We start from the raw sequence: 24723 nt of genomic DNA on the forward strand, positions 1-24723 counted from the left end.
TATGGGGGCTTTGACGAAAGCTGAGATGGCGGAACGTCTATATGAAGAGCTGGGCCTGAACAAGCGGGAAGCCAAGGAATTGGTGGAACTGTTTTTCGAGGAAATCAGGCACGCTCTTGAAGACAACGAGCAGGTCAAATTGTCCGGTTTCGGCAATTTCGACCTTCGGGACAAACGCCAGCGGCCTGGCCGCAACCCGAAAACGGGGGAAGAAATCCCGATCACGGCTCGCCGTGTGGTCACCTTTCGTCCAGGGCAGAAGTTGAAGGCCCGAGTTGAGGCTTATGCTGGAACCAAGTCATAACGACGAACTACCCGTCATCCCGGGCAAACGCTACTTCACCATCGGTGAAGTCAGCGAGCTGTGTGCCGTAAAGCCACACGTGCTGCGCTACTGGGAGCAGGAGTTTCCTCAGCTCAACCCCGTCAAACGCCGCGGAAACCGCCGGTATTATCAGCGACAGGACGTGCTGATGATCCGGCAGATCCGCGCGCTCCTTTACGATCAGGGGTTCACCATCGGCGGCGCACGCTTGCGTCTGTCCGGCGATGAAGCCAAAGACGACACCACCCAATACAAGCAAATGATCCGCCAGATGATCGCCGAACTCGAAGATGTGCTGGTGGTGCTCAAGAAATAAAAAGCTGTGTTTGAATACTTCCAGTTTTCAAATGCTTGCGATATATTCTTGAGCGTTCTTCGAGGTGAGGAACGAGATGCAGAACCAGTCGGGGCGTAGCGCAGTCCGGTAGCGCACTAGCATGGGGTGCTAGGGGTCGAGTGTTCGAATCACTCCGTCCCGACCATATTTCCTGAGTAAAATCAGAAACTTAAGCCGATCAATCAGATCGGCTTTTTTGTGCCTGCGCAAAACTGATCTGCGCCGTGAAGTAATAAGGACGTTACGTGTTTCGAACAATGATTCTTCTGGTTTTTATCGCCGGTTTAGGCGGATGTGCGGCAACCGCTATGCGAATGGATTACGACAAGCATCGCTGTCCCTACATTGGTGTGCGGTTTGATTGGTGGTTAGTGGGCACTTCCAAAGGGAAACTGATCCCGTTTTTACTAATCGATGCACCGTTTTCATTAGTGGTCGATACGGTATTTTTCCCCTTCGAATATCAATACAGCTGCAACCTGTGAGCTGCGTTGACTCGTCCGTCTCGAGATAAGTTCTGGCAGGAGGGAGTCATTGCCCATCGCGTACCTGCATTAACGCAAACCCCAAGAGATTCAAGCCCTGCCAAAGATTTGGATTATTAGCGTCCGCGTGATCCTGGGCGAGTCCAATGCCCCAAATGTTATCAACCGGGCTCGCTTCAACGATAATGCAAGAACCGGTGTCCTTGAGGAAATTGTTCAACTCCGGGTTTTGCGAAAACTTTGCTTTGTTCGCGCGCACAACAATCTCATATCGATGTTGCAGCCAATCCTGCTCGTTAAATCCGGAGATCTTGCGGCCCAGAGCTTTGGCTGCATTGGGGGTGGGGGCCTGAAGTATTTGGGCGCGAGTTTCCTGATCACCAAACAGAACTGCTTTCTCGGCCATCATGTAGTGTTCGGCGGTTGGGTAGCGTTGCCCATCAACAATGAATTCGGCGATATACCATTGGCTGAAGCATGACGCGGTAACGCCCTTTTTGCCGGGTTGGTGCCCCCAGAAAAAAGTAAATTCCATGTTCTCTGCGCAGTTGAATCGGGAGCGCAGGTCTTCGAGGTATTTAGAGTCGTGCAATGGGTCTTCCTTGGTGAAGAGGCGTCGAGATGAGCATTTAAGTTGTATGCGTAGCCCTGCAGGGCGCATCAATAGGCCCCTCTGATGACATCAGAGGCGGATTTAATAACAGCAGACAGCCGCTATTCAAGCTTAGGTGAAGCTTGATGCAAGGATCGTCGAGCCTTGGGTGGACAATCGCGAACAGCCCATTAAACGGACGCTACTGTTTTGGCTCTTTCTTCATGTCCTCCGAATCACTTGAAGTCGCAGCATCCTTTTCCGTTTCATGCGCCTGCGCGCCGGCATTACCTCCTGAAGACTCCTCGCCCTTTTTGTTCGCCTTATCATCATGTGCGCTCGAGCTCTTCGAGTGATTGACGCCCGGCAGGGCATTCGGTGGGGCGGCAGATTCAGCAGTGTTCTTCTCTGTTGCCGAGGCGCTCATCGGACCAATCATGAGCAGGCTGGCAAGCGATAGCAGCGCAATTTTCTTGTTCATCATCTAAGCCTTCACGCGAGGGGATGTACTGGTTTGGAGGTGCGAGAGAAGCAAAGGTGCAGGGTGCTGGACGAGTGGTAGGGCAAATTGCTGGCCCCCGAGTGCTATTTTCATCGTCAAACTGTCCTTTTTTCATAAGGTTAGGTTGGCTATATGCGGACGATTGTCATGACCGTTGCAACGCTTTCCCTGGCTGTCTTTGCTTCAGGACTCCAAGCGAAAGAGTTAAGCAAAGGCCATCGTTTTGCCTGTAACTGGGGGGCGGATATCGCTGCAGGCGCACAGCGATCCAAGCTGTCAGGCATCTCTTTGTATGGCGCGCGCAAGCAGTTGCAGGTGCGCAAATTCCAGCAGCCGTGGATGCGCATGACCGCGATGGGGATTACCGAACAAACCTATAACAGCACCTCTAAACTCAAGCCAGCGGCGGTCAAGCAGACCTACTATGAGCAATGTGTGCGCCACGAACTGGCTCAGCGTTAAGAACGAATCAGCGCGGCCAACGACTGTGGGGGGCCCGATCTACTATCCTGTGAATCACGCCATTGTCTGAGGGTACGGATATGTTCGGATCAACTCGATGCATTGCAGGTGTGATGTCGCTGGTTCTGGTCGCGGGCCCGATGGCCGCGCTCGCGGATCCCGGCAACGGTAAGGGGCAGGGCAATAGCAAAGGCAACCCGCACAGTGCACAAGAGGCAGGAAACAAAGGCAAAAACGCTGACCATGGGGATCGCAGCCATGGCCCGGCGATCGACCGCAGCCAGGTCATCGGCTTGGTCGGTGGATACCGTGATTATTGGCAACCCGGCCCTGCATTGCCCCCGGGAGTCCAGAAAAATCTCGCGCGTGGCAAACCGTTGCCTCCGGGTATTGCGAAGAAACTCGACAATCGTCTGCTCGACCACCTTCCGTACTACGACGGCTACCAATGGCAGCAAGCCGGTACGGATCTGATACTGGTTGCCCTCGCCACTGGCCTCATCTATGAAGTCCTCAACGGCGCGTTCGAGTAAGCGCTTGCAGCATCGAGCCCGACTTTTTCAGGTCGGGCTTTTTCTTGCCTCGAAGATTCGTAACGTCGGCGCTCGAGTACCATGACGCACTCTCATCCCTTGCCGAGCTCGATGCCCTATGCCTGTTTTATCGCGCGTCATTTCGTTACTCGACCAGGCGCAGCGTGCCTTGCGCCTGGTTTGGGGCACGTCGCGCAGTTTGTTTCTGGGACTGGTGCTGGCGACATTGGTTGCCGGTGTGTTGCCAGCGCTGGCGGCGTGGTTGGGTCAACGGATTGTCGATGCGGTGGTGACGGCGATGCAGTTGCATGCGCAGCAGGGCGATGCGCCGTTGTGGCCGGTGTTGCGTTACGTGCTGATGGAGGCCGGGGTGTTGGCGTTGATGTCCGCAACGCAACGGGCGCTGTCCGTGCAGCAGTCGCTGTTGCGGGTGCAGTTGGGGCAGAAGGTCAATACGTTGATTCTGGAGAAGGCGCAGACCCTGTCACTGGTGCAGTTCGAGAACTCCGAGTTCTACGACAAGCTGGTGCGCGTACGCCGCGAAGCCTCGACCCGGCCCCTGGCATTGGTCATGAAATCACTGGGGCTGGTCCAGAACCTGATCATGTTGATCAGCTTCGGTGTGCTGCTGGTGCATTTTTCACCGTGGGCGCTGGTCTTGCTGGTGATTGGCGCGCTACCGGTGTTCTTTGCGGAGGCGCACTTTTCCGGCGATGCCTTTCGGCTATTCACCCGTCGGGCGCCGGAGAGCCGCCAGCAAAGTTACATCGAAACCTTGCTGTCCCACGAGGCGTACATCAAGGAGGTCAAGCTGTTCGGGTTCGCGCCGCTGCTTTTACAACGGTACCGAGACACGTTCGCCAGACTGTACGCCGAAGATCGGCAATTGACGTTGCGTCGCGATGGCTGGGGCTTTGGTCTTGGATTGCTCGGCACGGCGGCGTTTTATGTGGCGTACGCCTGGGTTGTGATCGATGCCGTGCACGGCAATATCAGTCTGGGCCAGATGACCATGTATCTGGTGTTGTTCAAGCAGGGGCAGGGCGCGGTCAGCAGCAGCTTGAGTGCGATCAGTGGGCTGTACGAAGACGGCCTCTACCTGTCGAATCTTTACGAGTATCTCGCTGAGCCGGTGTTGGCCGATAGTGGTCATCTCACCGCTGGCGTGCGACAGGGCGATGGTCTGCGTTTTGAAAACGTCGGCTTCCGTTATCCGGGCGCTACCCGCGCGGCACTGGAGGGCATCGACCTGCATCTTGTACCCGGCAAAAGCATGGCGCTGGTGGGTGAAAATGGCTCAGGCAAGACCACACTGATCAAATTGCTGACGCGACTCTATCGGCCTGATCAGGGGCGCATTCTGCTCGATGGCAGCGATTTGCAGGATTGGGAGGAGACCACGTTACGTCGACGTATCGGGGTGATCTTCCAGGATTACATCCGTTACCAGTTCACCGTCGGTGAAAACATTGGGGTTGGCGACACTTCGGCATTCAGTGATGAACAGCGCTGGAAAGACGCTGCTGCCGAAGGCATGGCTGCGCGCTTCATTGAGGGGCTGGAACGCGGTTACGCCACACAATTGGGTCGCTGGTTTGCCGGCGGTCAGGAGTTGTCGGGTGGGCAGTGGCAAAAGATTGCTTTGTCGCGGGCGTACATGCGCCGTGAGGCCGATATCCTGATCCTCGACGAGCCGACCTCGGCCCTCGATCCGGCGGCGGAGGCGGCGGTGTTTGAGCATTTCAGCCAGCACACCGAAGGTCGCATGACGTTGCTGATCTCGCACCGATTTTCCAGTGTGCGCAATGCTGATCACATCATTGTGCTGGAACAGGGACGGATTCTGGAGCAGGGCGACCACGACGATTTGATTGAGACTGCCGGGCATTACGCGCAGCTCTTCGATTTACAGGCTCGCGGTTACCGTTAGGAGTCGCGTGCGCTGCGCAGCGGCGCTGGCCCCGCGACACGTGGCAAAGGTTTGGTCTGCATCAAGGCGTCGAGCGCCTTGCGATAATTCTGCCCGCCCAGCGCCATGCTGTTGTTGTGCGTAGCGCCGGGTACCAACAACAAGCGTTTGGGTTGTTGAGCAGCGTTGAACAGTTGCTCGCTGAAACGCGGCGGCACGAACGCATCGGCCATGCCATGCACCACCAGCAACGGCATGTGAATGTCAGCGATCTTGTCGATGGAATCGAATTTCTGCGACAGCAGCCAGCGCACCGGCAGCGAGGTGTTGGCCACGGCGGCAGCCACATCCGCCAGGGAGGTGAAGGTGGATTCGATCACCAAGCCGCGCACCGGAAGCGGCGTCTTGTCGCGCGCGGCGTCCTGGCCAAGTTCGGCGGCCAGATCAACCGCCACCGCACCACCCAGGGAGTGGCCGTAGATCAGGCGTTTGTTCGGATCCGGTTGCAGCAGTTTGAAGCGCTCCCACGCCACCCGCGCATCTTCGTAAACGCTGCCTTCGGACGGCAGATCCCCCTTGCTCTGGCCGAATCCGCGGTAATCGATGGCCAGTACCGAGTAGCCCGCCGCGCGCAATTGCTCGATGCGGAACAACTGCCCGGTGAGGTTCCAGCGCACGCCATGCAGATAGAGGATCGCCGGGGCGTTGGCTTTTTCCGCCGGCCACCACCAGGCATGAATGTTTTCCCCGGCCTTGAAGCTCTTGGGTTGCAGATCGAGTTCCTGCACGCTGCCCGGCAAACCGCGATACCAGCCGGCAGTCCCCGGCTCGATGCGAAACAGCAGTTTGCGCTCGGTATGTTCCAGCACGGCACAACTCGTCGGCACGCCGATAATCAAAGCGGCCATGCAGGCGAACGCCAAGCGGCGACGGCGCAGACGAGTCATGAAGGACAGGAACATTAAACGTTTCACCACGGCGCAGACAAAGAACGCTTTTTACCAGATGCCTCGGTCTGCGCGCGATATTTTCGACCACCGCCCGTACGCAACAATTACAAAATGCTGCAACGGCTCAATTCACCTTCAGCACGATCTTGCCGATATGATCGCCGGCCTCCATGTGCGCATGGGCCTGTGCCGCCTCTTCAAGTGCATAAACCTTGTCGATGATCGGCAGGCAGCGACCGGCACTCAGCACCGGCCAAACGTGCTCGCGCAACTGATCGGCAATGGCCGATTTCTCCGCCGCAGTGCGCGCGCGCAACAGCGACCCGGTGACCACCGCGCGTTTTCCCAGGATCGCCAGCAGATCGACGTCGTTTGCCTTGCCGCCACCAAGAAAGCCCAGCATCACCAATCGCCCGTCCATCGCCAGAGCGCTGACGTTACTGTTGAAGTAGGAGCCGCCCATGATGTCGAGAATCACATTCACACCCTGGCCAGCGGTTTTCTCGGCGATTACCGCAGCGAAATCCTCTTCGCGGTAGTTGATCGGTTGGCCGCCGAACTTGCTGATCGCTGCGCATTTTGCCGGACTACCGGCCGTGGCGAAGGCTTCGATGGCGAATTCGCGACAAAGCATCAGCGCCGTGGTGCCGATGCCGCTGGTACCGCCATGGATGAGCGCGCGTTGCCCTCGGCTGGCGCCGCCGAGACCGAACAGGTTTGCCCACACGGTAAAGAAGGTTTCCGGAATCGCGGCGGCCTGCACCCAGTCGAGTCCATCGGGAATGGGCAGGGTCTGGCCGGCTGGAACGCAGCAATATTCGGCGTAGCCGCCGCCATTAGTCAAAGCACACACGCGGTCGCCGAGGGCAAACAGGTTGACACCAGCGCCGAGTGCCACGACTTCGCCGGCCACCTCCAGGCCTGGGATCGGGTTCATTCCGGGCTTCATCGGGTACTTACCGGCGCGCTGCAAGGCATCCGGCCGGTTGATGCCGGCAGCGTGCACGCGGATCAGCACCTCGCCTTCGGCAGCCACCGGCAACGGCACGCGCTTGGGTTGCAGAACTTCAGGGCCACCGGGTTGGGTAATTTCGATTCGGGTCATTTCATTGGGTAACGTCATGTCGACTCCTGTGATTAAAGGTTCTGTAGATGGGAGCGTGGTTTAAAGGCAATGATTCCCTTCAGTGAGTGCAAACACGCGATTCAATGGAAGAGGGCAGCCACCTCATTGCCTGCTCCAGCAACAACGCCACTGCAATCGCGCCAGCGGCAATCGCGAACAACAACGTGTGATGTCCACCCGAGGCATTGAACATCGCCGAATAGGCAAACCCGGCCAGTGCCTGGAACGTGGCAAACGATACGGTGGCCCGGCTCCAGGCGATTTGCTGGCGATGATGTTCAGGAATCAATTCGTGCACGCGGGCCAGAGCCAGTGGCACGATGCCGGGCGGGAATGAACCGAGAATCATCGCCAGCGCTGCCAGGGCTATAAATGAGTGGACAGTCGCCAGCAGCCCGAGCGTGATCGCCTGCACCACCAGGACCACACGAATGCTCGTCCGCGCCCCCAACTTGTCCGCCAGAAAGCCATAAGTCACCGGTCCGACAATCGCGCCCAACCCGTACATCACCCATACCAGCGCGCCGACGCGGGCTCCGGCTCCGAGCCCGCGCGCCACGTAATCCACCAGAAACACCATGGCTGGCACCAGACCTGCGGCCATGAAGGCGTATTGCGCGAACAGCAAATACACGCCCGGTGGGGTTGGCTGAACCGCCGCGCGCTCTTGGGTCGCAACCGGATGCGGCAAGTCAGCAGGCCAGCCGAACCAGCTCACCGCGGTCAACAGCAACGACAATGCGCCCAGCCCTAGCCAGGTTGATTGAAGGCCCAGGCTCAACAGTGGCGGGACAATCGTCCCGGAGCCGGCAATCCCCAGGCCGATGCCAAGGAAGATCGCGCCGCTGGCCAGTCCTTTTCGGGCTGCCGGTACATGCGGCAACACCGTCGCTGCCACCAACACCATGATCGCGCCACCGGTAATTCCCGATAGCAACCGCCAACCAAAAAACCAACTCACCGACAACGGAAACGCACAGGCAAAAAATGCAGCGGTGACCAACAGCATCATCAGCCGTAACGCATTTTTATTGCCGAGGTAGCGTGCGATTGGCCGCCCGAGCAGGGCGCCGATCAGGTAGCCGACCAGATTGGCCGCGCCGAGATAGACCACATCGTGGGCGGAAAACCACTGCGCCTGAATCAGCGCGGGAATCAGCGGGGTGTAAGCAAAGCGTGCCAGACCGATGCTGACCAGACTGGCGCAGAGTCCGGCGAAGATTGCCGATGCTGAGGATGACGTACGCATGAGCGCGATCTCAAGAAGGTTTATGGCGCCCAGCATATCGGCTATGTTTGCTGCATTCGCGCAGCGAATTGGCTGCGCAGCGATGCAAATCTGCATCACAAGGGGGCAGGATGAATTGGGACGATGCACGGGTATTTCTCGCGGTTTGTCGTGAATCGACATTGCGTGGCGCGGCGCGGGTTCTGGGCGTGGATCAGGCCACCGTCGGGCGGCGGATCACGGCGCTGGAAAAGTCCCTCAGCGCGACGCTGTTCTTGCGTACTTCTGAGGGTTACGCGCTGACGGCTGTCGGCGAGGCGGCGCTCAAGAACGTGGAGAAAATGGAGCACTCGGCGCTGGAGCTGGAGCGGCAGATACAGGGGCTGGATGATCGCCTGACCGGTAACGTGCGGGTCAGCACCACCGACTCGCTGGCCATCGACTTTCTGATCCCGGCCATCGCCCGTCTGCACCAGCAGCATCCGGACGTACGCGTGCAACTTGATGCCTCGACGCAGATCCTCAGCCTGGCCAAGCGCGAGGCGGACATCGCCGTGCGTAATACCCGACCTGACAATCCGGACCTGATCGCACGGCGGATTGCCCGATGGCCGGTGGGGTTGTTCGCTTCACAGGCCTATATCGACACTCATGGCGTTCCTGTTCCCGGCGCGGCTTTCGAGGGGCATGACCTGGTGGTTTACCAGCCGTATCTGCAGAACAACAAGGACATGACGCTGGTTGCCGAGCCGCTGCATCGCGGGCGTATCGTCGCCAGTCTCAGTTCAAGCTTATTGGTGCGTCGCTCGATTGCGGCGGGTCTGGGGGTAGGAGAAATCCCGGTGTACATGGGCGAACACGATGGTTTGGTCAGGCTCTGGCCAGAGCGTAATCGTCCGCAGCCGTATGAAGTATGGCTGGTGACCCATGCGGATTTACGCCACACCGCACGGGTTCGGGCGGTGATCGAGCAGATTGTCGAAGGGTTTGCGCTGGAGAATGGGTGAGTGTCTGGCGTGTTTTGGAGAAGCTACGTTGCCCGACGAAACGGCCTACAACTTAGGCAGAATCCGCTGGCTTGCGGGCTTGGTTGATGGGCTCTATTGTTGCTGCAACTCACCGCGATAGACATCACGCTTGTGAGTGATCACCCAGGGATGGGTAACGGTAACCCAGGAAGGGGATCGGATTGAAAGCCAGTGAGTTACATCAATATCCAGTCAGTGAGACATCGAGCAAAGGTCGGAATACTCAAGTCATGAGCACGGTAAGCCGCGAAGAATTCAATGCGAGGATCGAGACCATTGAAACCAGAATGGACGCTCGAATCGATGGTGTACGCGCAGAAATCCGCTCGTTCCTTGCAATTCAGAATGAGCGGGACAAGACGCGAGATCAGACTCAAATTGAACGAGACAAGACTCAAGTTGAAAGAGACAAGCGTTACGACCTGATTTCGCAGGATATGCGAAAAATTTCCCGGGGAGCTGAGGAAGCCGCGAGGCAAGGGGCTACCGTCAAGGCTAATGTCTGGGCAGCCACTGTCGTCCAGTTGCTTGGAATCGTTGCCATCGTCGCAGGGGCCTACTACGCGAACCAAGCCAACATGTATGTCGCGATACAAACCACCCTGGCAGCGGTTCAAGCGGGCAAGGATATCCACGCACCGTCACCGCTGGCATTACCCTCACTTACACCACCGCCATAAAAACGGCTTTCATGAGAAGGCCGTTTTTTTTGGTCGTCAAGCAACCTCATGGCATCTGCGGCAACTCCTGCGGCCGCAAGTCGAACACCAGCACCTCGGCATCCACGCCATTGCTCAACGTCAGCGCTTGTTCTTCGCGAACCCGCACGCCGTCACCTTCCTGCAATCGCTGGCCGTTCAGTTCAACACTGCCGCGCGCCACATGCACGTAGGCGTAACGATTGGCGGGCAGTTCCAGCGTAGCGCTCTCTTTGCCATCGAATAGTCCGGCAAACACTCGCGCATCCTGGCGTACTTTCAGCGAACCGTTGCTGCCGTCAGGCGAAATGATCAATTGCAGCCGCCCGCGTTTTTTCTGGGTGCTGAAGTGCTCCTGCTGATAACGCGGTTTGGCGCCGCTGACTTCCGGCACGATCCAGATTTGCAGGAAGTGCACAGGTTTGGTTGCCGAATGGTTGAACTCACTGTGCGCCACACCACTGCCGGCGCTCATCAGTTGCACGTCGCCGGGGCGGATCACGGAACCGGTACCCAGAGTGTCTTTATGTTCCAGTGCGCCTTCGAGCACGTAGGAGAAGATCTCCATGTCGCGATGCGGATGCTGGCCGAAACCTTTGCCGGCGGCAACGCGGTCATCGTTGATTACCAGCAGGTCGGAAAAGCCCTGTTCACGCGGATCGCGATAGCTGGCAAAGGAAAAGGTGTGGAACGACTTCAACCAGCCATGATTGGCGAGGCCACGATCGGAGGCTTTGCGAAGAGTCAGCATAATGAAATCTCCTGGCGGGACGTGAATTCGTCCGAGTGAGGAGAAGCTTACTGTTAACCGTACGGTTCAATAAGTAGCTGAAAGCTGAAAGACTGTCGCAATCAGGTTGACAGTTTTGCCCGCCAGTTCACGCATTCTTTTGCGCCGTGCAGCGCGCGCTTGGCCATAATGCTCACCCTGACCTTCGCGTTTATTCTTTTTTGATCAGTGATGTAAAACCATGAAAACCGTGGCAATGGTGTTGTTCCCCGACTTTCTGCTGCTCGATATGGCCGGCCCGATGGAAGTGTTTTCGGTTGCCAATCGTTTTCTGGAAGCAGAATCACACTATCAACTGATTACCCTCGGAACAGAACGCGGCCCGCTGCGCGCCTCCAATGGCGTATGCGTGCACGCTGACCTGCTTATCGGTGACAACGACGAGCGCTATGACTTGCTGCTGGTGCCGGGTGGCCCGGGGGCCTATAACGAAAAATTCCCGACGCTGTTCGCCTGGTTACCCGGGGCCGTGCAGCGCGCCGAGCGTTTTGGCTCGATCTGCACCGGCGCTTTCGTGCTGGGCCATGCCGGATTGCTCGACGGTTATCGCGTGACCACGCACTGGAACTACACCGAACGCCTGATCAAGGGATTCCCGAAAGCCAATGTGACGACCGATCAGATTTACGTCGAAGACCGCAATCTGATTACCTCGGGCGGCGTTACTGCGGGTATCGATCTGGCGTTGGCCGTGGTCGCCCGGGATCATGGCAAGAAAATCGCTCAGGACGTGGCCAAAGTTTTACTGGTGGTGATGAAGCGGCAAGGCGGCCAAGCGCAGTTCAGCCCGTTGATGGCTGCTGTGGCTCCGCAGGAAACCCCCGTCACCCGGGTGCAGCACTATGTGCTGGAACACCTCGACGAGGTGTTTACCGTCGAGCGCATGGCGGGGCTGGCGAACATGAGTGCGCGGCATTTCGCCAGGGTGTTCGCCCGTGACGTCAACATGACGCCGATGGAGTTTCTGCAAAGTGCGCGTATCGACTGTGCACGTCATTTGCTCGAAACCAGCGATCTGCCGCTGAAAACCGTGGCCTATAAAAGCGGTTTCGGCAGCGTGCGGCACATGCGTTCGCTATTTGCTGAAAAACTCGGCCTGACCCCTGCGCAGTACCGCGAACAGTTCAGCTAGAGCGGTTCTGTCCGTCCAGGGCACCCGGATGTCCGTGCGACGTCCTGTGTAGCGGTTGTGCCGTCATCTGAGGCTGCCAAGATAGTTGGCATGGATAATTTCAACGATGTGAACACGGCGGCGGTGCTGCGTTTCGGCCCTTACGCGTTTCATTTGCGCCAGCGGCTGATCCTCGACGGGGATCGGCAATTGCGCATGGGCGGTCGCGCGCTGGACATTCTTCAGTTGCTGGTCGAGCGGGCGGGGCAGGTGGTCAGCAAGGAGCAATTGATTGCTCGGATCTGGCCAACGTCGGTAGTCGAAGAGATCAACTTACGCGTACACATTGCTGCACTGCGGCGGGCGTTGGGCGATGGTCAGGATGGTCAGCGTTATATCGTCACTGTGCCGCAACGCGGGTACAGCTTTATCGCCCCGGTGCATTACGACAGCGTGCCGCAAGCAGTCTTCGAAGGGCTGCAACCAGCGCAGCACAACTTGCCCGCGCGGCTGACCCCGGTCACCGGCCGCGATGCACTGATTGGGGGCATGGTGCGGCGCCTGCCGCTGTGTCGACTGATGACTGTCACCGGGCCTGCCGGTGTCGGCAAGACCACCGTAGCGCTGCGCGTGGCGGAGTTACTGCTGCAACACTTTCGTGATGGCGTGTGGTTGGTCGATCTGGCGCAGATCGATGTCGAAATCCCCTTGCTGGAATACCTGTTGCGCACCCTCGATGGCGATTTCGCCACGCTGTGCGCGCGTCATGCATTGCTGGTGCTGGACAATTGCGAACACCGGCGCGAGGCCTGTAAGGCAATGGTCGAGACGCTGCTGGACGCCGCGCCGCAACTGACGATTCTCGCGACCAGTCGCGAGATCTTGCAGGCCAGCCTGGAAACCGTTCAACCGTTATTACCGCTGACTTTTCCTAACAGTTCGGCAGTCGATTGTGTTGCGCAGGCCATGGGCTATCCGGCGGTGCAGCTATTTGTCAGCCGCGCCCGGGCTCGACAGCATGATTTCAGTTTGCGCGAACAGGATCTGCCCACCGTACGCGAGATCTGTCGTCAGCTCGATGGCCTGCCGCTGGCGATCGAACTGGCGGCTGCGCAGATCGGCGCACTGGCGTTGGTCGGATTGCACGCGCAGTTGGCCAACGGTCTGCAATTGCTCAACCACGGCCGGCGCACGGCGGTGCCTCGTCATCAATCCATGCAGGCCGCACTCGACTGGAGTTATCAACGCTTGAGCGAGCAGGAACAGCGCGTGCTGCAACGCTTGTCGGTGTTCAAACTGGCCTTCACTTTGGAGGCCGCTCAGGGCGTGATCATTTGCCCAATGCTGTCTGCGTCGCAGCTGGCGGCGATCATCGAACGGTTGGTGCATACGTCATTGTTGGCGGTGGAGCAGGGCGCTGGCGCGGGTAGATACCGGATGCTCAATACCACCCGGCGTTATGCCCGCGAGCAACTTGAGCGCAGTGGTGAAGGCATTGAACTGGAGCGTCGACATGCGCGCTTTATCAGTCGTGTGCGTCATGCGTCAGGGGAGCACGGGATCGCGCAATTCGTCGAGTAACTGGCGCACTTTCCGCAGGTCCGGCGTGGCATAGCCTTCGGTGAAACGTTGATAGATCGGCGTCAGCAGATCCAGCGCTTCGAGATGACGGGATTGACGTTGCCAGAGCTGGGCGAGCGAGGTGGCGCTGCGCAATTCCCAGGCCAAGGCACCTTGGGTGCGGGCGATGGACAGGGCTTGATGCAGGATGGCTTCTGCCTCCTGAACATTTGCGGTGACTGAGCTGGCCTCTTCGCGAGCAGGCTCGCTCCCACAGGGATTTGGGGGGTACGCAGAATTTGCGTTTAACACGAAACCATTGTGGGAGCGAGCCTGCTCACGAGGGCGTCCGCTCGGACGCCCTGAGTCATCAACCATTAACGCATTCGCCCGAGCCCGCAAAATCTCCGCCGTACTCCAACCCGCATCACCGGCCAGCGCCCGCGTCAGCAAATCATCATCAACAAATCGCTCATCCAGCGTCACCATGATTTCCCGCACCAGCCCGCTGCCATCCATCGGCAAGGGCATAGTGGTTTCGGCGTCGATCACCTGCGCGTAGTGCAGCGCCCAGCGATAAAACAACAGCACCGAATGCTTCTGCGATTGCTCAAGCAACAGATGCAACAGTGCCCGGGCGTTTTGCTTGTCACCGTTGTAATGGGCGATCAGGCAACTGGCCAGTGCCAGGGTGTAGCAAATCGAGGTGCCGTGATTGATCTGCACGGCAATGTCCAATGCCTGTCGTGCCGTGCGCCACGCTTGCTCGGGAAATCCTTGCAGCCACAGCACCCGGGCGAGCACGGTCAGTGAGGCGACACTCTGGTCGTATTGCACGCCAAAACCATGGGTAAAGCGGTTGAGATGACCGCTGTGCGCCATGCGCTCGAGCACTTGCTCGGCATGAATGCGCGCCTGTGGCTGGTCGCCGGCGTAATGCAGGGCCAGCACCCGCAAGCGGTGCGTGCTGAGCGACAGCAACGGGTCGTCCTGCGGGCCTAGGCGGTCGAATTGTTCGCTCTGCTCCAGCGCCATCCGGTAGCGCCCACAACTGAGGTTGACCGCCAGATGGCCGGAGATTGCGCGCAGTTGGCCGGCGATGTCAGCGTGTGCGTGGGCCAGTTGGCGGGCGTCGACAAAAGCGCCGATAGTCTCCGGGGTGGCGCCCCAGGTGTGATAGCAGGCACTGCCCAAGGCCAGTTTCAGGGCGATTTTCAGATGCGGGCAGGGGGCGCCAAGTTCATCCAGCAGGCGCAACGCCCGCCGCACGTAATCGCCATATTCCTTGAGTAGCGACAGCTCCTGCCACAACGGCGCCGAGGCTGCGGTCAGCTCAATGGCCAGATTATCCGGCCCGGCTCTGTTCAGGCTCCACTCCAGCGCTGCGCGCAAATCCTCCAGACCTCGGGCATAGCGCCCGATCCACAACGCAGTGGGGGTGTTTTCCCAGTGCGATTGCGCCTGATGCATCAGGGCCAGACAGCGTTCGGCGTGGCGCTGACGAGTCTCATCGAGTTCAGCCGCGACATCGAGTTTTTCCAGGGCATAGCGGCGTGTCGTATCGAGCAGGCGATAGAACACCTCTTCATCACCCACCTCGACACTGAGCAAGGATTTGGCCACCAATTGCGTGATCGAGGCGAACACCGCAGCGGGGTCGATCTGCTGCCCGGCGATGACGGCCGCCGCCGACTCCAGGGTAAACCCGCTGCGAAACACACCGAGTCGACGCAAGCAGGTTTGCTCGCAGCGATCGAGCAGGTTGAAACTCCAGTCCAGCGTGGCACGCAACGTCAGGTGGCGCTCAGCGCTACTCTGGTCACCCGCCGTCAAGGGTGGCAAACGGCCCTGCAAGTGCGTCAACAAGCCGTCCAGTCCCAGTTCGGCGACTTGCGCCGCCGCCAGTTCCAGCGCCAGTGGAATACCGTCCAGTCGGTGGCAAATCTCGATGGCTTGCGGCAACTGGGCATCGCTCAATTCAAAGCTTTCCTGCGCCTCGGTCGCCCGTTCGACAAACAGCTGCAACGCGGAAAAACCCAGCGCCTGGGCCCGGTCAAGTTCGACAGGCAATGGTGGGTAATCGAGGGTTTCCAGACGTTGCACAAATTCGCCTTCCGCTCGCAGGCTTTCGCGACTGGTGGCAAGAATATGCACCTGTGCCGCGCCGCGCAGAATGCTTTCACTGAGCGCTGCAACGGCGTCGATCAGGTGCTCGCAGTTGTCGAGCACCAGCAGCATCTGGCGCTGGCGCAAACCATTGACCAGACACACCAGCGGATCGCCATCGAGCAGCGACAGCTCGAGCAGGGCCGCCAGGTGCGAGCAAATCAGCTGTGGGTCGTTGAGCGGCGCCAGATCCACCAGTCGAATGCCGTCGCGGTAATGCCCGATCAACTGTTCAGCCACGCGCAAGGCCACCGTGGTTTTACCGATGCCGCCGGGGCCGACCAGGGTAATGCAACGTTGGCGTGGCAGCTGCGTCATCAACCGGTCGACCAGCGGCTGACGGCCAATCATCCGCGTGCGCCGCAGGGGCAGATTGTGCCGACTGTCGGCATCGCCCGCCGGTCGCTGTTCGATAGTCTCGTGCAGGATCGGCGCAACAAAACTGTAACCGCGTTGCGCCACGGTGACGATATAGCGCTGGCCAGCCTGACCGTCGCCCAAAGCCTTGCGCAGCGCTGCCATGTGCACCCGCAGGTTGATGTCTTCGACGACGCTGTCCGGCCACACTGCGGCCATCAATTGCTGCTTGCTCACCACCTCGCCGGCGTGGCCCAGCAGAGTCAGGAGAATGTCCATCGCTCGCCGCCCCAGTCGCAACGGCTGATCGCCCTCAAGCACCAGCCGTTGCCCGGGATGAATCCGATAGGGACCGAAACCGAGGGCCTGATTCGGGGGAAGACTCAACAGCTCACTCCTGGGATGCTGCGGCGGACAGAGCGAAATAGCGCTGGGCGCAAGCGCAGGCCGTCTATTCTGGGGTGTCCGGGCATAATCCTCAGGTTTTGCGATCAGTGCAACGGGTGACGCAGGAGCAACGGTCAAAACACGGCGCAGGGTGAGCGTTGTCTTTTGGGTTCACCCATGATCTGGCAGCGCCAGGCGAACGGGTTGATGCCTTCGCTGCGGGTGAACATATGGCAGAAATGCGCCTGATCGCAGAAACCGCATTCCAGGCTGATTTGCGTCAGACTCAGGTCGGTGTGCTGGATCAGCAGTTTGGCGCGAGCGATGCGTTGGGTGCGGATCCAGTCTTGCGGCGAGAGCCCGGTGCTGCATTTGAATGCCCGGGAGAAGTGGCTGCGTGACAGTGAACAGGCGTGGGCCAGTTCGGTGACTTCCAGGCTTTCGCCGAGGCGTTCGAGGATGAGTTGTTTGACGCGTCGTTCGCGTTGCGGGCTGAGTCCGCCGATCCCGCTTTTGCGCGGTTCGCAGGCAGGGGCGAGGGCGACGGTGGGGTGTAATTGAGCCATGGCCAATGTCCGTGTCGGTGGGGAAGGCACGGTCAGCGCTCTCCCTCAATCAAAAAAACAACGCTGCGCAGAGGCATTCATTGTTGAATGCGCTGCTGTGACTGACGAGTTAATCGTTGTTAATTTCGCGCTGGCACGGCGTTTACAGCGCCATTGATCGGCTAAAGTGCGTAGCACGTGCGTGTGGCTGGCCATAGAAGGAAACCGAGCCGATGAACCGTAATGATCTGCGTCGCGTCGACATGAACCTGTTGGTGATTTTCGAAGCGCTGATGTTCGAAAAGAACCTGACCCGCGTCGCCGAGAAACTGTTCATGGGCCAACCGGCGGTGAGCGCAGCGCTCGGGCGTCTGCGTGACCTGTTCGATGATCCGTTGCTGCTGCGCAACGGTCGCGGCATGGAACCGACCGCCCGCGCCCTGGCGATCCTCAAGGAGTTGCAACCGGCGATGGACGTCATTTCCGGGGCCGTCAGTCGCGCCAAGGAGTTTGAACCGGCGAGCAGTTGCGACGTGTTCCGTATCGGCCTGTCGGACGATGCCGAGTTCGGTCTGTTTCCACCGCTGTTGCGCCATTTGCAGCAAGAGGCGCCGGGCATCGTCGTGGTGGTGCGCCGTGCCAACTACTTGCTGATGCCGGCATTGCTGGCCTCCGGGGAAATCTCCGTCGGCGTCAGCTACACCACGGATCTGCCCGCCAACGCCAAACGCAAGAAACTGCGCGACATTCCCTGCAAAGTCCTGCGCGGCGATGATCGCCCGGGCCCGCTGACACTCGACGAATACTGCGAGCGTCCCCACGCAATGGTGTCGTTCTCGGGCGACTTGAGCGGCAACATCGACCTCGACCTGGCCAAGCTTGGCCGCTCGCGCCGCGTAGTTCTTGGCGTGCCGCAGTTCAGTGGCTTGCGCGCCTTGCTCGCCGGCACCGAAATGATCGCCACCGTGCCGGATTACGCCGCGTGTGCGCTGGTTGAAGGCTGTGGCCTGCGCGCCGAAGACCCGCCGTTCCCGATTGATGCCGCGCAATTGTCGATGGCCTGGAGCGGTGTGCATGACAATGATCCGGCCGAGAGATGGCTCAGGGCGCAGATCAGCCAGTTCATGTCGGCAGCGCTGGATATCCCCCCGGTCTGACGAAACGACCGTGAGAACTGTGGGAGCGAGCAGGCTCGCTCCCACAGAGATCTTTAGTGCACTTGAGATTTGGCTCGAACGACCAACTGAGCACACCTGTTCAATTTCCCCCCGCCCGGCATCGGCATCATTCAGGCCAATGACATTTCAAGGGTCGGGTCATGAACGCTTCACAATGCGATGAACGGTCGGGCGACGTCGGTTTGCTGTTCCTGAGGGTCAGCGGCGGGTTGTTTCTTCTTTGCGTGCACGGCATGCCCAAGCTGCTCGACTTCACCGCGCAACTGCAGCTGATCGAAGACCCGTTCCACCTTGGATCCCACCTTACCCTGATCCTGGCGATCTTCGCCGAAGTCCTCTGTCCACTACTGGTCGTCGCCGGGGTGCTGGCGCGATTGGCCTGCTTGCCTATTCTATTTGTGCTGCTGGTGGCGTTACTGCTCGTGCATCCGCAATGGACTGTGGCCGAAGGGCAGTTCGGCTGGCTGCTGTTAATCCTCTTTGCCACTGTATTCATCGCCGGCCCCGGACGGCTGGCGCTCAATACGCGTCTGCCCGGAGTGCTGCGTCATGCCTGAAGTCCTGAGTTCAACAGCACCGGGGTCCGGTGAGACCGTCACGCTGATCGTCAAGCATCGGGTCAAGGCCGGGTTTGAACAGCCCTATGAAGCCTGGCTGCGCAATATCGTTCGTGTGGCGGGGCAGCGGCAAGGGCACCTGGGCGTGGATGTTGTGCGCGGCAAGCTTGCGGGACTCGACGCGTATACCTGCGTTTTGCGGTTCTCTTCGACCCAGGCAATGCAGCTGTGGCTGGAGTCGCCGCAGCGCCAGGCGCTGATCGACGAAGCCACACCAATGCTGGCCGATGGCGACCAGACCGAAGTCGCCCCGATCAACGAATTCTGGTTCGCCCCGCTGGCCGATGCCGCCTCGCCGCCGCCGCGCTGGAAGCAGGCGGTGATCACGCTGTTGGTGATTCTGCCGCACACTTTGCTGGTGCCACTGATCTGGGGGCCGCTGCTCAAGCTGCATCCCTTACTTGCCAATTACGTGGTCGCCACGTTCCTGATCACCCTGACCATCGTGCTGTCGGTGGTGTACGTATTCATGCCCCGCGTGACCCGTTTGTTCGCGCCCTGGCTGGAAGCCGGTCAGGCCCATGCCCACGTCGATCCCACAGAACACCCGTCACGCTGAAGCCCATTCACTTTTTGTCGAAGGAACTGCGATGAGCGCCGATCTGATTCTGTTCAATGGCCAATTTCATACCGTAGACCGCACTAAGCCGCTGGCCAGCGCGGTGGCGATCAAGGACGGCCGCTTCGCGGTCGTCGGCAACGACACCCAGGCCATGGCCCTGCGCGGTCCGGGCACGCAAGTCGTCGATCTGCACGGCCGCTGCGTCATTCCCGGCCTCAACGACTCGCACTTGCACCTGATCCGTGGCGGTTTGAACTACAACCTCGAACTGCGCTGGGAAGGCGTGCCATCGCTGGCCGATGCGTTGCGCATGCTCAAGGAGCAAGCCGACTGCACGCCGACCCCGCAGTGGGTGCGCGTGGTGGGGGGCTGGAACGAATTCCAGTTCGCCGAAAAACGCATGCCGACCCTCGACGAAATCAACCAGGCCGCGCCGGACACCCCGGTGTTCATTCTGCATTTGTACGACCGCGCGCTGCTCAACCGCGCCGCATTGCGCGTGGCCGGCTACACCCGCGATACGCCGAACCCGCCGGGTGGCGAGATCGTCCGCGATGCCAACGGCAACCCGACCGGCATGCTGGTGGCGAAACCGAACGCGATGATTCTTTACTCGACGCTGGCCAAAGGGCCGAAGTTGCCGCTGGAATATCAGGTCAACTCGACCCGCCAGTTCATGCGCGAACTCAATCGCCTCGGCCTGACCAGTGCGATCGATGCCGGCGGCGGTTTCCAGAACTACCCGGACGATTATCAGGTGATCGAACAACTGGCCAAGGATGACCAGTTGACCGTGCGCATCGCCTACAACCTGTTCACCCAAAAGCCGAAAGAAGAACTGACCGATTTCCAGAACTGGACCGGCAGCGTGAAATTGCATCAGGGCGATGACTTCCTGCGGCACAACGGCGCCGGCGAAATGCTGGTGTTCTCGGCGGCGGATTTCGAAGACTTCCTCGAACCACGGCCGGACCTGCCGCAGACCATGGAGGAAGAGCTGGAGCCGGTGGTGCGCCACTTGGTTGAGCAGCGCTGGCCGTTCCGCTTGCACGCGACTTACAACGAATCCATCAGCCGAATGCTCGACGTGTTCGAGAAGGTCAACCGCGACATTCCGTTCAACGGCTTGCCGTGGTTCTTCGACCATGCGGAAACCATCACCCCGCAGAACATCGAACGGGTGAAAGCGTTGGGCGGCGGCATCGCGATTCAGGATCGCATGGCGTTCCAGGGCGAATACTTTGTCGACCGTTACGGCAAGCAAGCCGCCGAGGCGACTCCGCCGATCAAGCGCATGCTCGCCGAAGGTGTGCCGGTCGGCGCCGGTACCGATGCCACGCGCGTTTCCAGCTACAACCCGTGGACGTCGCTGTACTGGATGGTCAGCGGTCGCACCGTCGGTGGTCTGGCCTTGTACGAAGAAGGTCTGCCACGCACCACCGCGCTGGAATTGTTCACCCACGGCAGCGCCTGGTTCTCCTCGGAGCAGGGCAAGAAGGGCCAGATCAAGGTCGGCCAACTGGCGGATCTGGCGGCGCTGAGCGCGGACTTCTTCCATGTCGAGGAAGAAGCGATCAAGTGGATCGAATCGGTACTGACCGTGGTCGGCGGCAAGATTGTCTACGCCGCCGGCGACTTCCAGGACCTCGGGCCGGCCAGCGTGCCGGTGCTGCCGGACTGGTCGCCCGTGGTCAAAGTCCCGGGCCACTGGCGGCCGAATTCGCCGTTGCAGGCGCAAGTGCACCAGTGCAGCGGCCCATGTGGCGTGCACTCGCACAGCCATGAAAAAGCGCGTTTGTCGAATGCGCCGGTCAGTGACTTCGCCGGGTTCTGGGGCGCGTTCGGTTGTTCCTGTTTCGCCTTCTGATCTCTTTCAAATGCGTCGGCCACGCGGTCGGCGCTTCGCGCAACATCAATCGGTCCAGCAAGGAGTTTCCCATGAGCGTTCCTTACACACGTTTGAACAAAGACGATGCGGTTGTGTTGTTGGTCGATCATCAGACCGGCCTGATCTCGTTGGTGCAGGATTTCTCGCCGAACGAGTTCAAGAACAACGTGCTGGCGCTGGGCGACATCGCCAAGTTCTTCAAACTGCCGACCATCCTCACGACCAGTTTCGACGCCGGCCCCAACGGCCCGATCGTGCCGGAGCTGCTGGAGCAATTTCCGGACGCGCCGTTCATTCAACGTCCAGGCCAGATCAATGCCTGGGACAACGAAGACTTCGTCAAGGCGATCAAGGCAACGGGTCGCAAGCAATTGATCATTGCCGGTGTGGTGACTGACGTGTGCGTGGCATTCCCGACGCTGTCGGCGATTGCTGAAGGTTTTGAAGTGTTCGTGGTGACTGACTCTTCCGGCACCTTCAACACCACCGTGCAGCAAGCGGCTTGGGCGCGGATGTCGGCGGCCGGTGCGCAACTGATGAACTGGTTCTCGGTGGCGTGCGAGTTGCAGGGTGACTGGCGCAACGACATGGAAGGTCTGGCGAATCTGCTGTCGAATCGCCTGCCGAACTATCGCAACCTGATCAACAGCTATACCAAGTTCACCGCTAAGTAAGATCAAAAGATCGCAGCCTGGGGCAGCTCCTACAGGGGGAACGCAGTCCAATGCAGGAGCTGCCCCAGGCTGCGATCTTTTGCTTTCACCGCTTCTGCAACCACCCCAAAAACCCACCTTTCCTCACCGCCACCGGTTCAGCCATCAACGCGAGGCGACTGTTCTGCTGCCGCACCGCCTGCAACGTGTTCAACGCACGCCCGACCTCAGTGCGCTGCTCCATGCATTCGCGCGTGAGGGTCTTGTCGAGACGGTAGATGATCGAAGACGTCAGCGCCGTAAACGTCGCCTGCGACGGTGTGTCCGCCAGAATGCTTTGCTCACCCATCACTTCGCTCGGCCCCATGCGTCCGGCCTCGGTTTGCCGATCGCCATCCGGCACCGTCGCGCTGACCACGCCGGTAGCAATCACAAACAGACTGTCCGGCACTTCATTCAGGTCCAGCACGACTTGGCCGGCACTGTACTGCTGCGCGACCATCGATGCTGCCAGTCGGTCGCGTTCATCAGGGCTCAGCGAACGGAAGATCTTCACTTCATCGAGCAATGCGCGGGCGCGGGTCGTCGGCTCGATCACGCCGTCCGGGTGTCGCGAAATCCCGGCAGCCTCAAGATGCCGATGAGCAAGGTCGAACAGTTGATTGCGCACTTCGCTTTTCTTGCCCAGCTCGGCGATAAAACCACTGGCCACGTATTCGGACATCTCCTCACCGGCTTCTTTCAACACCACTTTCGGCGCCGGCGACAACAGCAGGCTGCTGCTGCCTTGCAGCGTGCGGTCGAGGGCATCGAGTACGCGGCGCGGGCGGATGTGGTTGGGCACTTTGATGCTGATCGACACGCCATGCATGTTGTCCGGGCGACTGAGGTTGACGATCTTGGCCTTGGCCGCCACCGAGTTCGGCACCACGGCCATGGTGCCGGCACTGGTCAGCAAGTGGGTGGCGCGCCAGTCGATGTCGAGCACTTTGCCTTCGACGCCATCGATCACCACGAAGTCGTCGACTTGATAGGGTTTTGTGGTGTTGAGCACGATCCCGCTGAACACATCAGCCAAGGTGCTTTGCAGCGCCAGACCGACGACGATGGCGACCACGCCGGACGTTGCGAGCAAGCCTTTGACCGGCAGCTCCAGCACGTAACCGGCCGCCGCGACAGTCGCGACCAGAAACACCAGCGCACCGATCACGTCCTGCAACAGGCGACCGCTGTGACCGATGCGGCGCATCAGCACCAGGCCAATCACCTCCGTCAGCACTCGCGCCGCGTACAGCCACCAGAGAATGCCCAACGCCGTCGCACCGAGCTGCGCCACCCGGTCATCGACGAACACCGGCGCCTGCAAAGGGCTGACACCGGCATTGATGACCAGCGCGCTAAACGCCAGAAACAGCGCCAGCCGCACCCCGACCCGTGGCGCACGATGGGTAAATGGCGTGAAGTGCCACAACACCGCGTCAGCCACCAGCAGCAGAGCACTCCAGGACAACAGGTGGGCGAAGAAAAAACTCATGAAGTGCACTCCCATGGGCACCAAAGAACTCGCCACACCGAGAGGTGTGGCGAGGGCCTGGACTCAGTTCAGATGCGTCTTGAGCTCAGCCGCTGCCTGACGCACGGCCGCTTTCACTTCCGGAATCTGACTCAGCGGATTGAGCAGACCAAAGTCATGAATCATCCCGTTGTAGCGCACCGAGGTCACCGGCACACCGGCCGCGTCGAGGTGCCGCGCATAACCTTCGCCTTCGTCACGCAGCACGTCGAACTCGGCAGTCTGCACCAGTGCGGCAGGCAGGCCTTTGAGCTGTTCGGCGCTGGCGTTGAGGGGCGAGGCATGGATCTGCGCGCTCTCGGCCGGGTTCGTGGTGTAGTTGTCCCAGAACCACTGCATCATGCCTTTGGTGAGGAAGTGGCCTTCGGCAAACTGCTGATACGAGCCGTCGTTGAATTGCGCGTTGGTTACCGGCCACATCAACAATTGAAAGCGCAGGGCCGGGGTTTTCTGTTCTTTAGCCATCAGCGCGACGACCGCGGCCATGTTGCCGCCGACGCTGTTGCCGGCCACTGCCAGACGCTTGCCGTCGACGTTGATGTCCTTGCCGTGCTCGGCCACCCATTTTGTTGCGGCGTAAGCCTGGTTGATCGCGGTCGGGTACTGCGCTTCTGGCGACGGCGTGTAATCGACGTACACCGCTACTGCGCCAGAACCCACCACCAGATCACGGATCAGGCGTTGGTGAGTCGGGTAATCGCCCAGCACCCAGCCGCCGCCGTGGAAGAACATGAACACCGGCAGTTCACCATTGACCTTGGCCGGACGGACCACTTTCAGGTTGATGGTCTGGCCGTCGACCTTGATCGCCTTGTCGCTGACTTCAACACCGGACAAATCAACTTTCACCGAAGCCTGAGCGCCGGTCAGCACTGCACGGGCGTCCTTCGGGCTGAGTTGCTCCAGCGGTTTGCCACCACCCGCGGCGAGGGCGTCGAGGAAGGCTTGGGTGTTGTGCTCGACACCGCTGGTCTCGGCGGCGAAAGCGTTGCCGATGGACAGGGCGAGGAGGGTGGCGGTCAGGGTCTTTTTAATGATCATGTTCAATTCCTTTTTCAACTGTGTTCGCGGTTGGCTTGTGGGTTGGTTTCAACACCGTGAACACAGATTAATAGGGTGCCGTGAAGTGAAAAAGCGGCTATAAAGCGTTTAACTGTCCAC

General features: G+C 59.7%; 25 protein-coding genes and 1 tRNA gene. 16 read left to right on the forward strand and 10 right to left on the reverse strand.

The features are described from left to right. Position 1: 1 nt before the first annotated feature. The 4 genes from ihfA to H8B20_RS04450 all read left to right on the forward strand — a co-directional run bounded on the left by ihfA (position 2) and on the right by H8B20_RS04450 (position 1147). Complete coding sequence (gene ihfA, locus H8B20_RS04435) at positions 2-304, forward strand: integration host factor subunit alpha (RefSeq protein WP_002553164.1); 303 nt, start codon at positions 2-4, stop codon at positions 302-304. Further along, positions 285-641, forward strand: coding sequence for a MerR family transcriptional regulator (locus H8B20_RS04440; protein ID WP_003179985.1), 357 nt, complete (start codon positions 285-287; stop codon positions 639-641). The genes ihfA and H8B20_RS04440 overlap by 20 nt, the downstream gene beginning before the upstream one ends. An 89-nt stretch (positions 642-730) precedes the next feature. Further along, a tRNA-Pro gene (locus H8B20_RS04445) sits at positions 731-807 on the forward strand. Between the two features lie 112 nt (positions 808-919). Further along, positions 920-1147 (forward strand): YceK/YidQ family lipoprotein, encoded by a 228-nt coding sequence (locus tag H8B20_RS04450; RefSeq protein WP_215729189.1) that lies wholly within the window; start codon positions 920-922, stop codon positions 1145-1147. 46 nt (positions 1148-1193) lie between these two features. On the opposite strand, the gene H8B20_RS04455 is transcribed toward H8B20_RS04450, so the two are convergent. Further along, positions 1194-1739 (reverse strand): NADAR family protein, encoded by a 546-nt coding sequence (locus H8B20_RS04455; protein WP_228732627.1) that lies wholly within the window; start codon positions 1737-1739, stop codon positions 1194-1196. A gap of 202 nt (positions 1740-1941) precedes the next feature. Further along, on the reverse strand, positions 1942-2220 hold the full coding sequence (locus tag H8B20_RS04460) for a hypothetical protein (protein ID WP_042558709.1): 279 nt from the start codon (positions 2218-2220) through the stop codon (positions 1942-1944). A gap of 153 nt (positions 2221-2373) precedes the next feature. Between H8B20_RS04460 and H8B20_RS04465 the strand changes: the two genes are divergently transcribed. The 3 genes from H8B20_RS04465 to H8B20_RS04475 all read left to right on the forward strand — a co-directional run bounded on the left by H8B20_RS04465 (position 2374) and on the right by H8B20_RS04475 (position 5166). Continuing rightward, a complete protein-coding gene (locus H8B20_RS04465) occupies positions 2374-2703 on the forward strand; it encodes a hypothetical protein (protein ID WP_210622449.1) in 330 nt (109 codons plus the stop codon). A gap of 80 nt (positions 2704-2783) precedes the next feature. Then, positions 2784-3236, forward strand: a complete 453-nt coding sequence (locus H8B20_RS04470; RefSeq protein ID WP_210622450.1) for an anti-virulence regulator CigR family protein — start codon at positions 2784-2786, stop codon at positions 3234-3236. Positions 3237-3354: 118 nt separating this feature from the next. Continuing rightward, entirely contained in the window at positions 3355-5166 is a 1812-nt protein-coding gene (locus tag H8B20_RS04475) for an ABC transporter ATP-binding protein (RefSeq protein WP_210622451.1), read from the forward strand. Here the strand turns inward: H8B20_RS04475 and H8B20_RS04480 are convergent. The 3 genes from H8B20_RS04480 to H8B20_RS04490 form a co-directional block, all read right to left on the reverse strand. After that, entirely contained in the window at positions 5163-6107 is a 945-nt protein-coding gene (locus H8B20_RS04480; RefSeq protein ID WP_047300510.1) for an alpha/beta hydrolase, read from the reverse strand. The two genes, H8B20_RS04475 and H8B20_RS04480, sit on opposite strands and share 4 nt — an antisense overlap. A 112-nt stretch (positions 6108-6219) precedes the next feature. Then, a complete protein-coding gene (locus H8B20_RS04485) occupies positions 6220-7218 on the reverse strand; it encodes an NAD(P)H-quinone oxidoreductase (RefSeq protein ID WP_210622452.1) in 999 nt (332 codons plus the stop codon). A 61-nt stretch (positions 7219-7279) separates the two neighbouring features. Continuing rightward, entirely contained in the window at positions 7280-8470 is a 1191-nt protein-coding gene (locus H8B20_RS04490) for a YbfB/YjiJ family MFS transporter (protein WP_210622453.1), read from the reverse strand. A gap of 110 nt (positions 8471-8580) precedes the next feature. Between H8B20_RS04490 and H8B20_RS04495 the strand changes: the two genes are divergently transcribed. Both H8B20_RS04495 and H8B20_RS04500 read left to right on the forward strand, forming a co-directional pair. Beyond that, positions 8581-9456 carry a LysR family transcriptional regulator gene (locus H8B20_RS04495; protein ID WP_210622454.1) on the forward strand — a complete coding sequence of 292 codons (876 nt, stop codon included), beginning with the start codon at positions 8581-8583 and terminating at the stop codon, positions 9454-9456. Between the two features lie 251 nt (positions 9457-9707). Continuing rightward, the gene (locus tag H8B20_RS04500) at positions 9708-10157 is read left to right on the forward strand and encodes a hypothetical protein (protein WP_210622455.1); all 450 of its coding nucleotides are present in this window, start codon (positions 9708-9710) and stop codon (positions 10155-10157) included. A 46-nt stretch (positions 10158-10203) separates the two neighbouring features. Here the strand turns inward: H8B20_RS04500 and H8B20_RS04505 are convergent, their stop codons facing one another. Then, the gene (locus H8B20_RS04505; RefSeq protein WP_115146722.1) at positions 10204-10926 is read right to left on the reverse strand and encodes a pirin family protein; all 723 of its coding nucleotides are present in this window, start codon (positions 10924-10926) and stop codon (positions 10204-10206) included. Positions 10927-11146: 220 nt separating this feature from the next. Here H8B20_RS04505 and H8B20_RS04510 point away from each other — a divergent pair, with 220 nt between their 5' ends. Next, positions 11147-12097, forward strand: coding sequence for a GlxA family transcriptional regulator (locus H8B20_RS04510; protein WP_210622456.1), 951 nt, complete (start codon positions 11147-11149; stop codon positions 12095-12097). A 90-nt stretch (positions 12098-12187) separates the two neighbouring features. Continuing rightward, the gene (locus tag H8B20_RS04515; protein WP_210622457.1) at positions 12188-13657 is read left to right on the forward strand and encodes an ATP-binding protein; all 1470 of its coding nucleotides are present in this window, start codon (positions 12188-12190) and stop codon (positions 13655-13657) included. Here H8B20_RS04515 and H8B20_RS04520 read toward each other — a convergent pair. Together H8B20_RS04520 and H8B20_RS04525 are read right to left on the reverse strand one after the other, a co-directional pair. Next, the gene (locus tag H8B20_RS04520) at positions 13622-16546 is read right to left on the reverse strand and encodes an ATP-binding protein (protein ID WP_210622458.1); all 2925 of its coding nucleotides are present in this window, start codon (positions 16544-16546) and stop codon (positions 13622-13624) included. The genes H8B20_RS04515 and H8B20_RS04520 overlap by 36 nt on opposite strands. A gap of 134 nt (positions 16547-16680) precedes the next feature. Further along, positions 16681-17112 (reverse strand): helix-turn-helix domain-containing protein, encoded by a 432-nt coding sequence (locus H8B20_RS04525; protein ID WP_042558722.1) that lies wholly within the window; start codon positions 17110-17112, stop codon positions 16681-16683. Between the two features lie 212 nt (positions 17113-17324). On the opposite strand from H8B20_RS04525, the gene H8B20_RS04530 reads away from it, so the two are divergent. The 5 genes from H8B20_RS04530 (at position 17325) to ycaC (ending at position 22010) form a co-directional block, all read left to right on the forward strand. Continuing rightward, entirely contained in the window at positions 17325-18248 is a 924-nt protein-coding gene (locus H8B20_RS04530) for a LysR family transcriptional regulator (protein ID WP_047300519.1), read from the forward strand. Between the two features lie 161 nt (positions 18249-18409). Further along, entirely contained in the window at positions 18410-18826 is a 417-nt protein-coding gene (locus H8B20_RS04535; RefSeq protein ID WP_042558724.1) for a DoxX family protein, read from the forward strand. Beyond that, positions 18819-19445, forward strand: a complete 627-nt coding sequence (locus tag H8B20_RS04540; protein WP_042558725.1) for an antibiotic biosynthesis monooxygenase — start codon at positions 18819-18821, stop codon at positions 19443-19445. The genes H8B20_RS04535 and H8B20_RS04540 overlap by 8 nt, the downstream gene beginning before the upstream one ends. A gap of 31 nt (positions 19446-19476) precedes the next feature. Next, a complete protein-coding gene (locus H8B20_RS04545; protein WP_210622459.1) occupies positions 19477-21315 on the forward strand; it encodes an amidohydrolase in 1839 nt (612 codons plus the stop codon). 71 nt (positions 21316-21386) lie between these two features. Then, positions 21387-22010 carry an isochorismate family cysteine hydrolase YcaC gene (gene ycaC, locus H8B20_RS04550; protein WP_042558727.1) on the forward strand — a complete coding sequence of 208 codons (624 nt, stop codon included), beginning with the start codon at positions 21387-21389 and terminating at the stop codon, positions 22008-22010. A gap of 85 nt (positions 22011-22095) precedes the next feature. On the opposite strand, the gene H8B20_RS04555 is transcribed toward ycaC, so the two are convergent. Further along, the gene (locus H8B20_RS04555) at positions 22096-23523 is read right to left on the reverse strand and encodes a mechanosensitive ion channel family protein (protein ID WP_210622460.1); all 1428 of its coding nucleotides are present in this window, start codon (positions 23521-23523) and stop codon (positions 22096-22098) included. Between the two features lie 63 nt (positions 23524-23586). Next, the gene (locus H8B20_RS04560; RefSeq protein WP_210622461.1) at positions 23587-24603 is read right to left on the reverse strand and encodes an alpha/beta hydrolase; all 1017 of its coding nucleotides are present in this window, start codon (positions 24601-24603) and stop codon (positions 23587-23589) included. Between the last annotated feature and the right edge of the window lie 120 nt (positions 24604-24723).

Source organism: Pseudomonas sp. P42 (genome assembly GCF_017973755.1).
In the GTDB taxonomy this organism is placed as follows: domain Bacteria; phylum Pseudomonadota; class Gammaproteobacteria; order Pseudomonadales; family Pseudomonadaceae; genus Aquipseudomonas; species Aquipseudomonas iridis.

What these genes read in the sequence shown, in the direction of transcription:
- ihfA (WP_002553164.1), top strand. Translation starts at nt 2, where the DNA reads ATGGGGGCTTTGACGAAAGCTGAGATGGCGGAACGTCTATATGAAGAG.
- H8B20_RS04440 (WP_003179985.1), top strand. Translation starts at nt 285, where the DNA reads ATGCTGGAACCAAGTCATAACGACGAACTACCCGTCATCCCGGGCAAA.
- H8B20_RS04450 (WP_215729189.1), top strand. Translation starts at nt 920, where the DNA reads ATGATTCTTCTGGTTTTTATCGCCGGTTTAGGCGGATGTGCGGCAACC.
- H8B20_RS04460 (WP_042558709.1), bottom strand. Translation starts at nt 2,220, where the DNA reads ATGAACAAGAAAATTGCGCTGCTATCGCTTGCCAGCCTGCTCATGATT.
- H8B20_RS04465 (WP_210622449.1), top strand. Translation starts at nt 2,374, where the DNA reads ATGCGGACGATTGTCATGACCGTTGCAACGCTTTCCCTGGCTGTCTTT.
- H8B20_RS04470 (WP_210622450.1), top strand. Translation starts at nt 2,784, where the DNA reads ATGTTCGGATCAACTCGATGCATTGCAGGTGTGATGTCGCTGGTTCTG.
- H8B20_RS04475 (WP_210622451.1), top strand. Translation starts at nt 3,355, where the DNA reads ATGCCTGTTTTATCGCGCGTCATTTCGTTACTCGACCAGGCGCAGCGT.
- H8B20_RS04480 (WP_047300510.1), bottom strand. Translation starts at nt 6,107, where the DNA reads ATGTTCCTGTCCTTCATGACTCGTCTGCGCCGTCGCCGCTTGGCGTTC.
- H8B20_RS04485 (WP_210622452.1), bottom strand. Translation starts at nt 7,218, where the DNA reads ATGACGTTACCCAATGAAATGACCCGAATCGAAATTACCCAACCCGGT.
- H8B20_RS04490 (WP_210622453.1), bottom strand. Translation starts at nt 8,470, where the DNA reads ATGCGTACGTCATCCTCAGCATCGGCAATCTTCGCCGGACTCTGCGCC.
- H8B20_RS04495 (WP_210622454.1), top strand. Translation starts at nt 8,581, where the DNA reads ATGAATTGGGACGATGCACGGGTATTTCTCGCGGTTTGTCGTGAATCG.
- H8B20_RS04500 (WP_210622455.1), top strand. Translation starts at nt 9,708, where the DNA reads ATGAGCACGGTAAGCCGCGAAGAATTCAATGCGAGGATCGAGACCATT.
- H8B20_RS04505 (WP_115146722.1), bottom strand. Translation starts at nt 10,926, where the DNA reads ATGCTGACTCTTCGCAAAGCCTCCGATCGTGGCCTCGCCAATCATGGC.
- H8B20_RS04510 (WP_210622456.1), top strand. Translation starts at nt 11,147, where the DNA reads ATGAAAACCGTGGCAATGGTGTTGTTCCCCGACTTTCTGCTGCTCGAT.
- H8B20_RS04515 (WP_210622457.1), top strand. Translation starts at nt 12,188, where the DNA reads ATGGATAATTTCAACGATGTGAACACGGCGGCGGTGCTGCGTTTCGGC.
- H8B20_RS04525 (WP_042558722.1), bottom strand. Translation starts at nt 17,112, where the DNA reads ATGGCTCAATTACACCCCACCGTCGCCCTCGCCCCTGCCTGCGAACCG.
- H8B20_RS04530 (WP_047300519.1), top strand. Translation starts at nt 17,325, where the DNA reads ATGAACCGTAATGATCTGCGTCGCGTCGACATGAACCTGTTGGTGATT.
- H8B20_RS04535 (WP_042558724.1), top strand. Translation starts at nt 18,410, where the DNA reads ATGAACGCTTCACAATGCGATGAACGGTCGGGCGACGTCGGTTTGCTG.
- H8B20_RS04540 (WP_042558725.1), top strand. Translation starts at nt 18,819, where the DNA reads ATGCCTGAAGTCCTGAGTTCAACAGCACCGGGGTCCGGTGAGACCGTC.
- H8B20_RS04545 (WP_210622459.1), top strand. Translation starts at nt 19,477, where the DNA reads ATGAGCGCCGATCTGATTCTGTTCAATGGCCAATTTCATACCGTAGAC.
- ycaC (WP_042558727.1), top strand. Translation starts at nt 21,387, where the DNA reads ATGAGCGTTCCTTACACACGTTTGAACAAAGACGATGCGGTTGTGTTG.
- H8B20_RS04555 (WP_210622460.1), bottom strand. Translation starts at nt 23,523, where the DNA reads ATGAGTTTTTTCTTCGCCCACCTGTTGTCCTGGAGTGCTCTGCTGCTG.
- H8B20_RS04560 (WP_210622461.1), bottom strand. Translation starts at nt 24,603, where the DNA reads ATGATCATTAAAAAGACCCTGACCGCCACCCTCCTCGCCCTGTCCATC.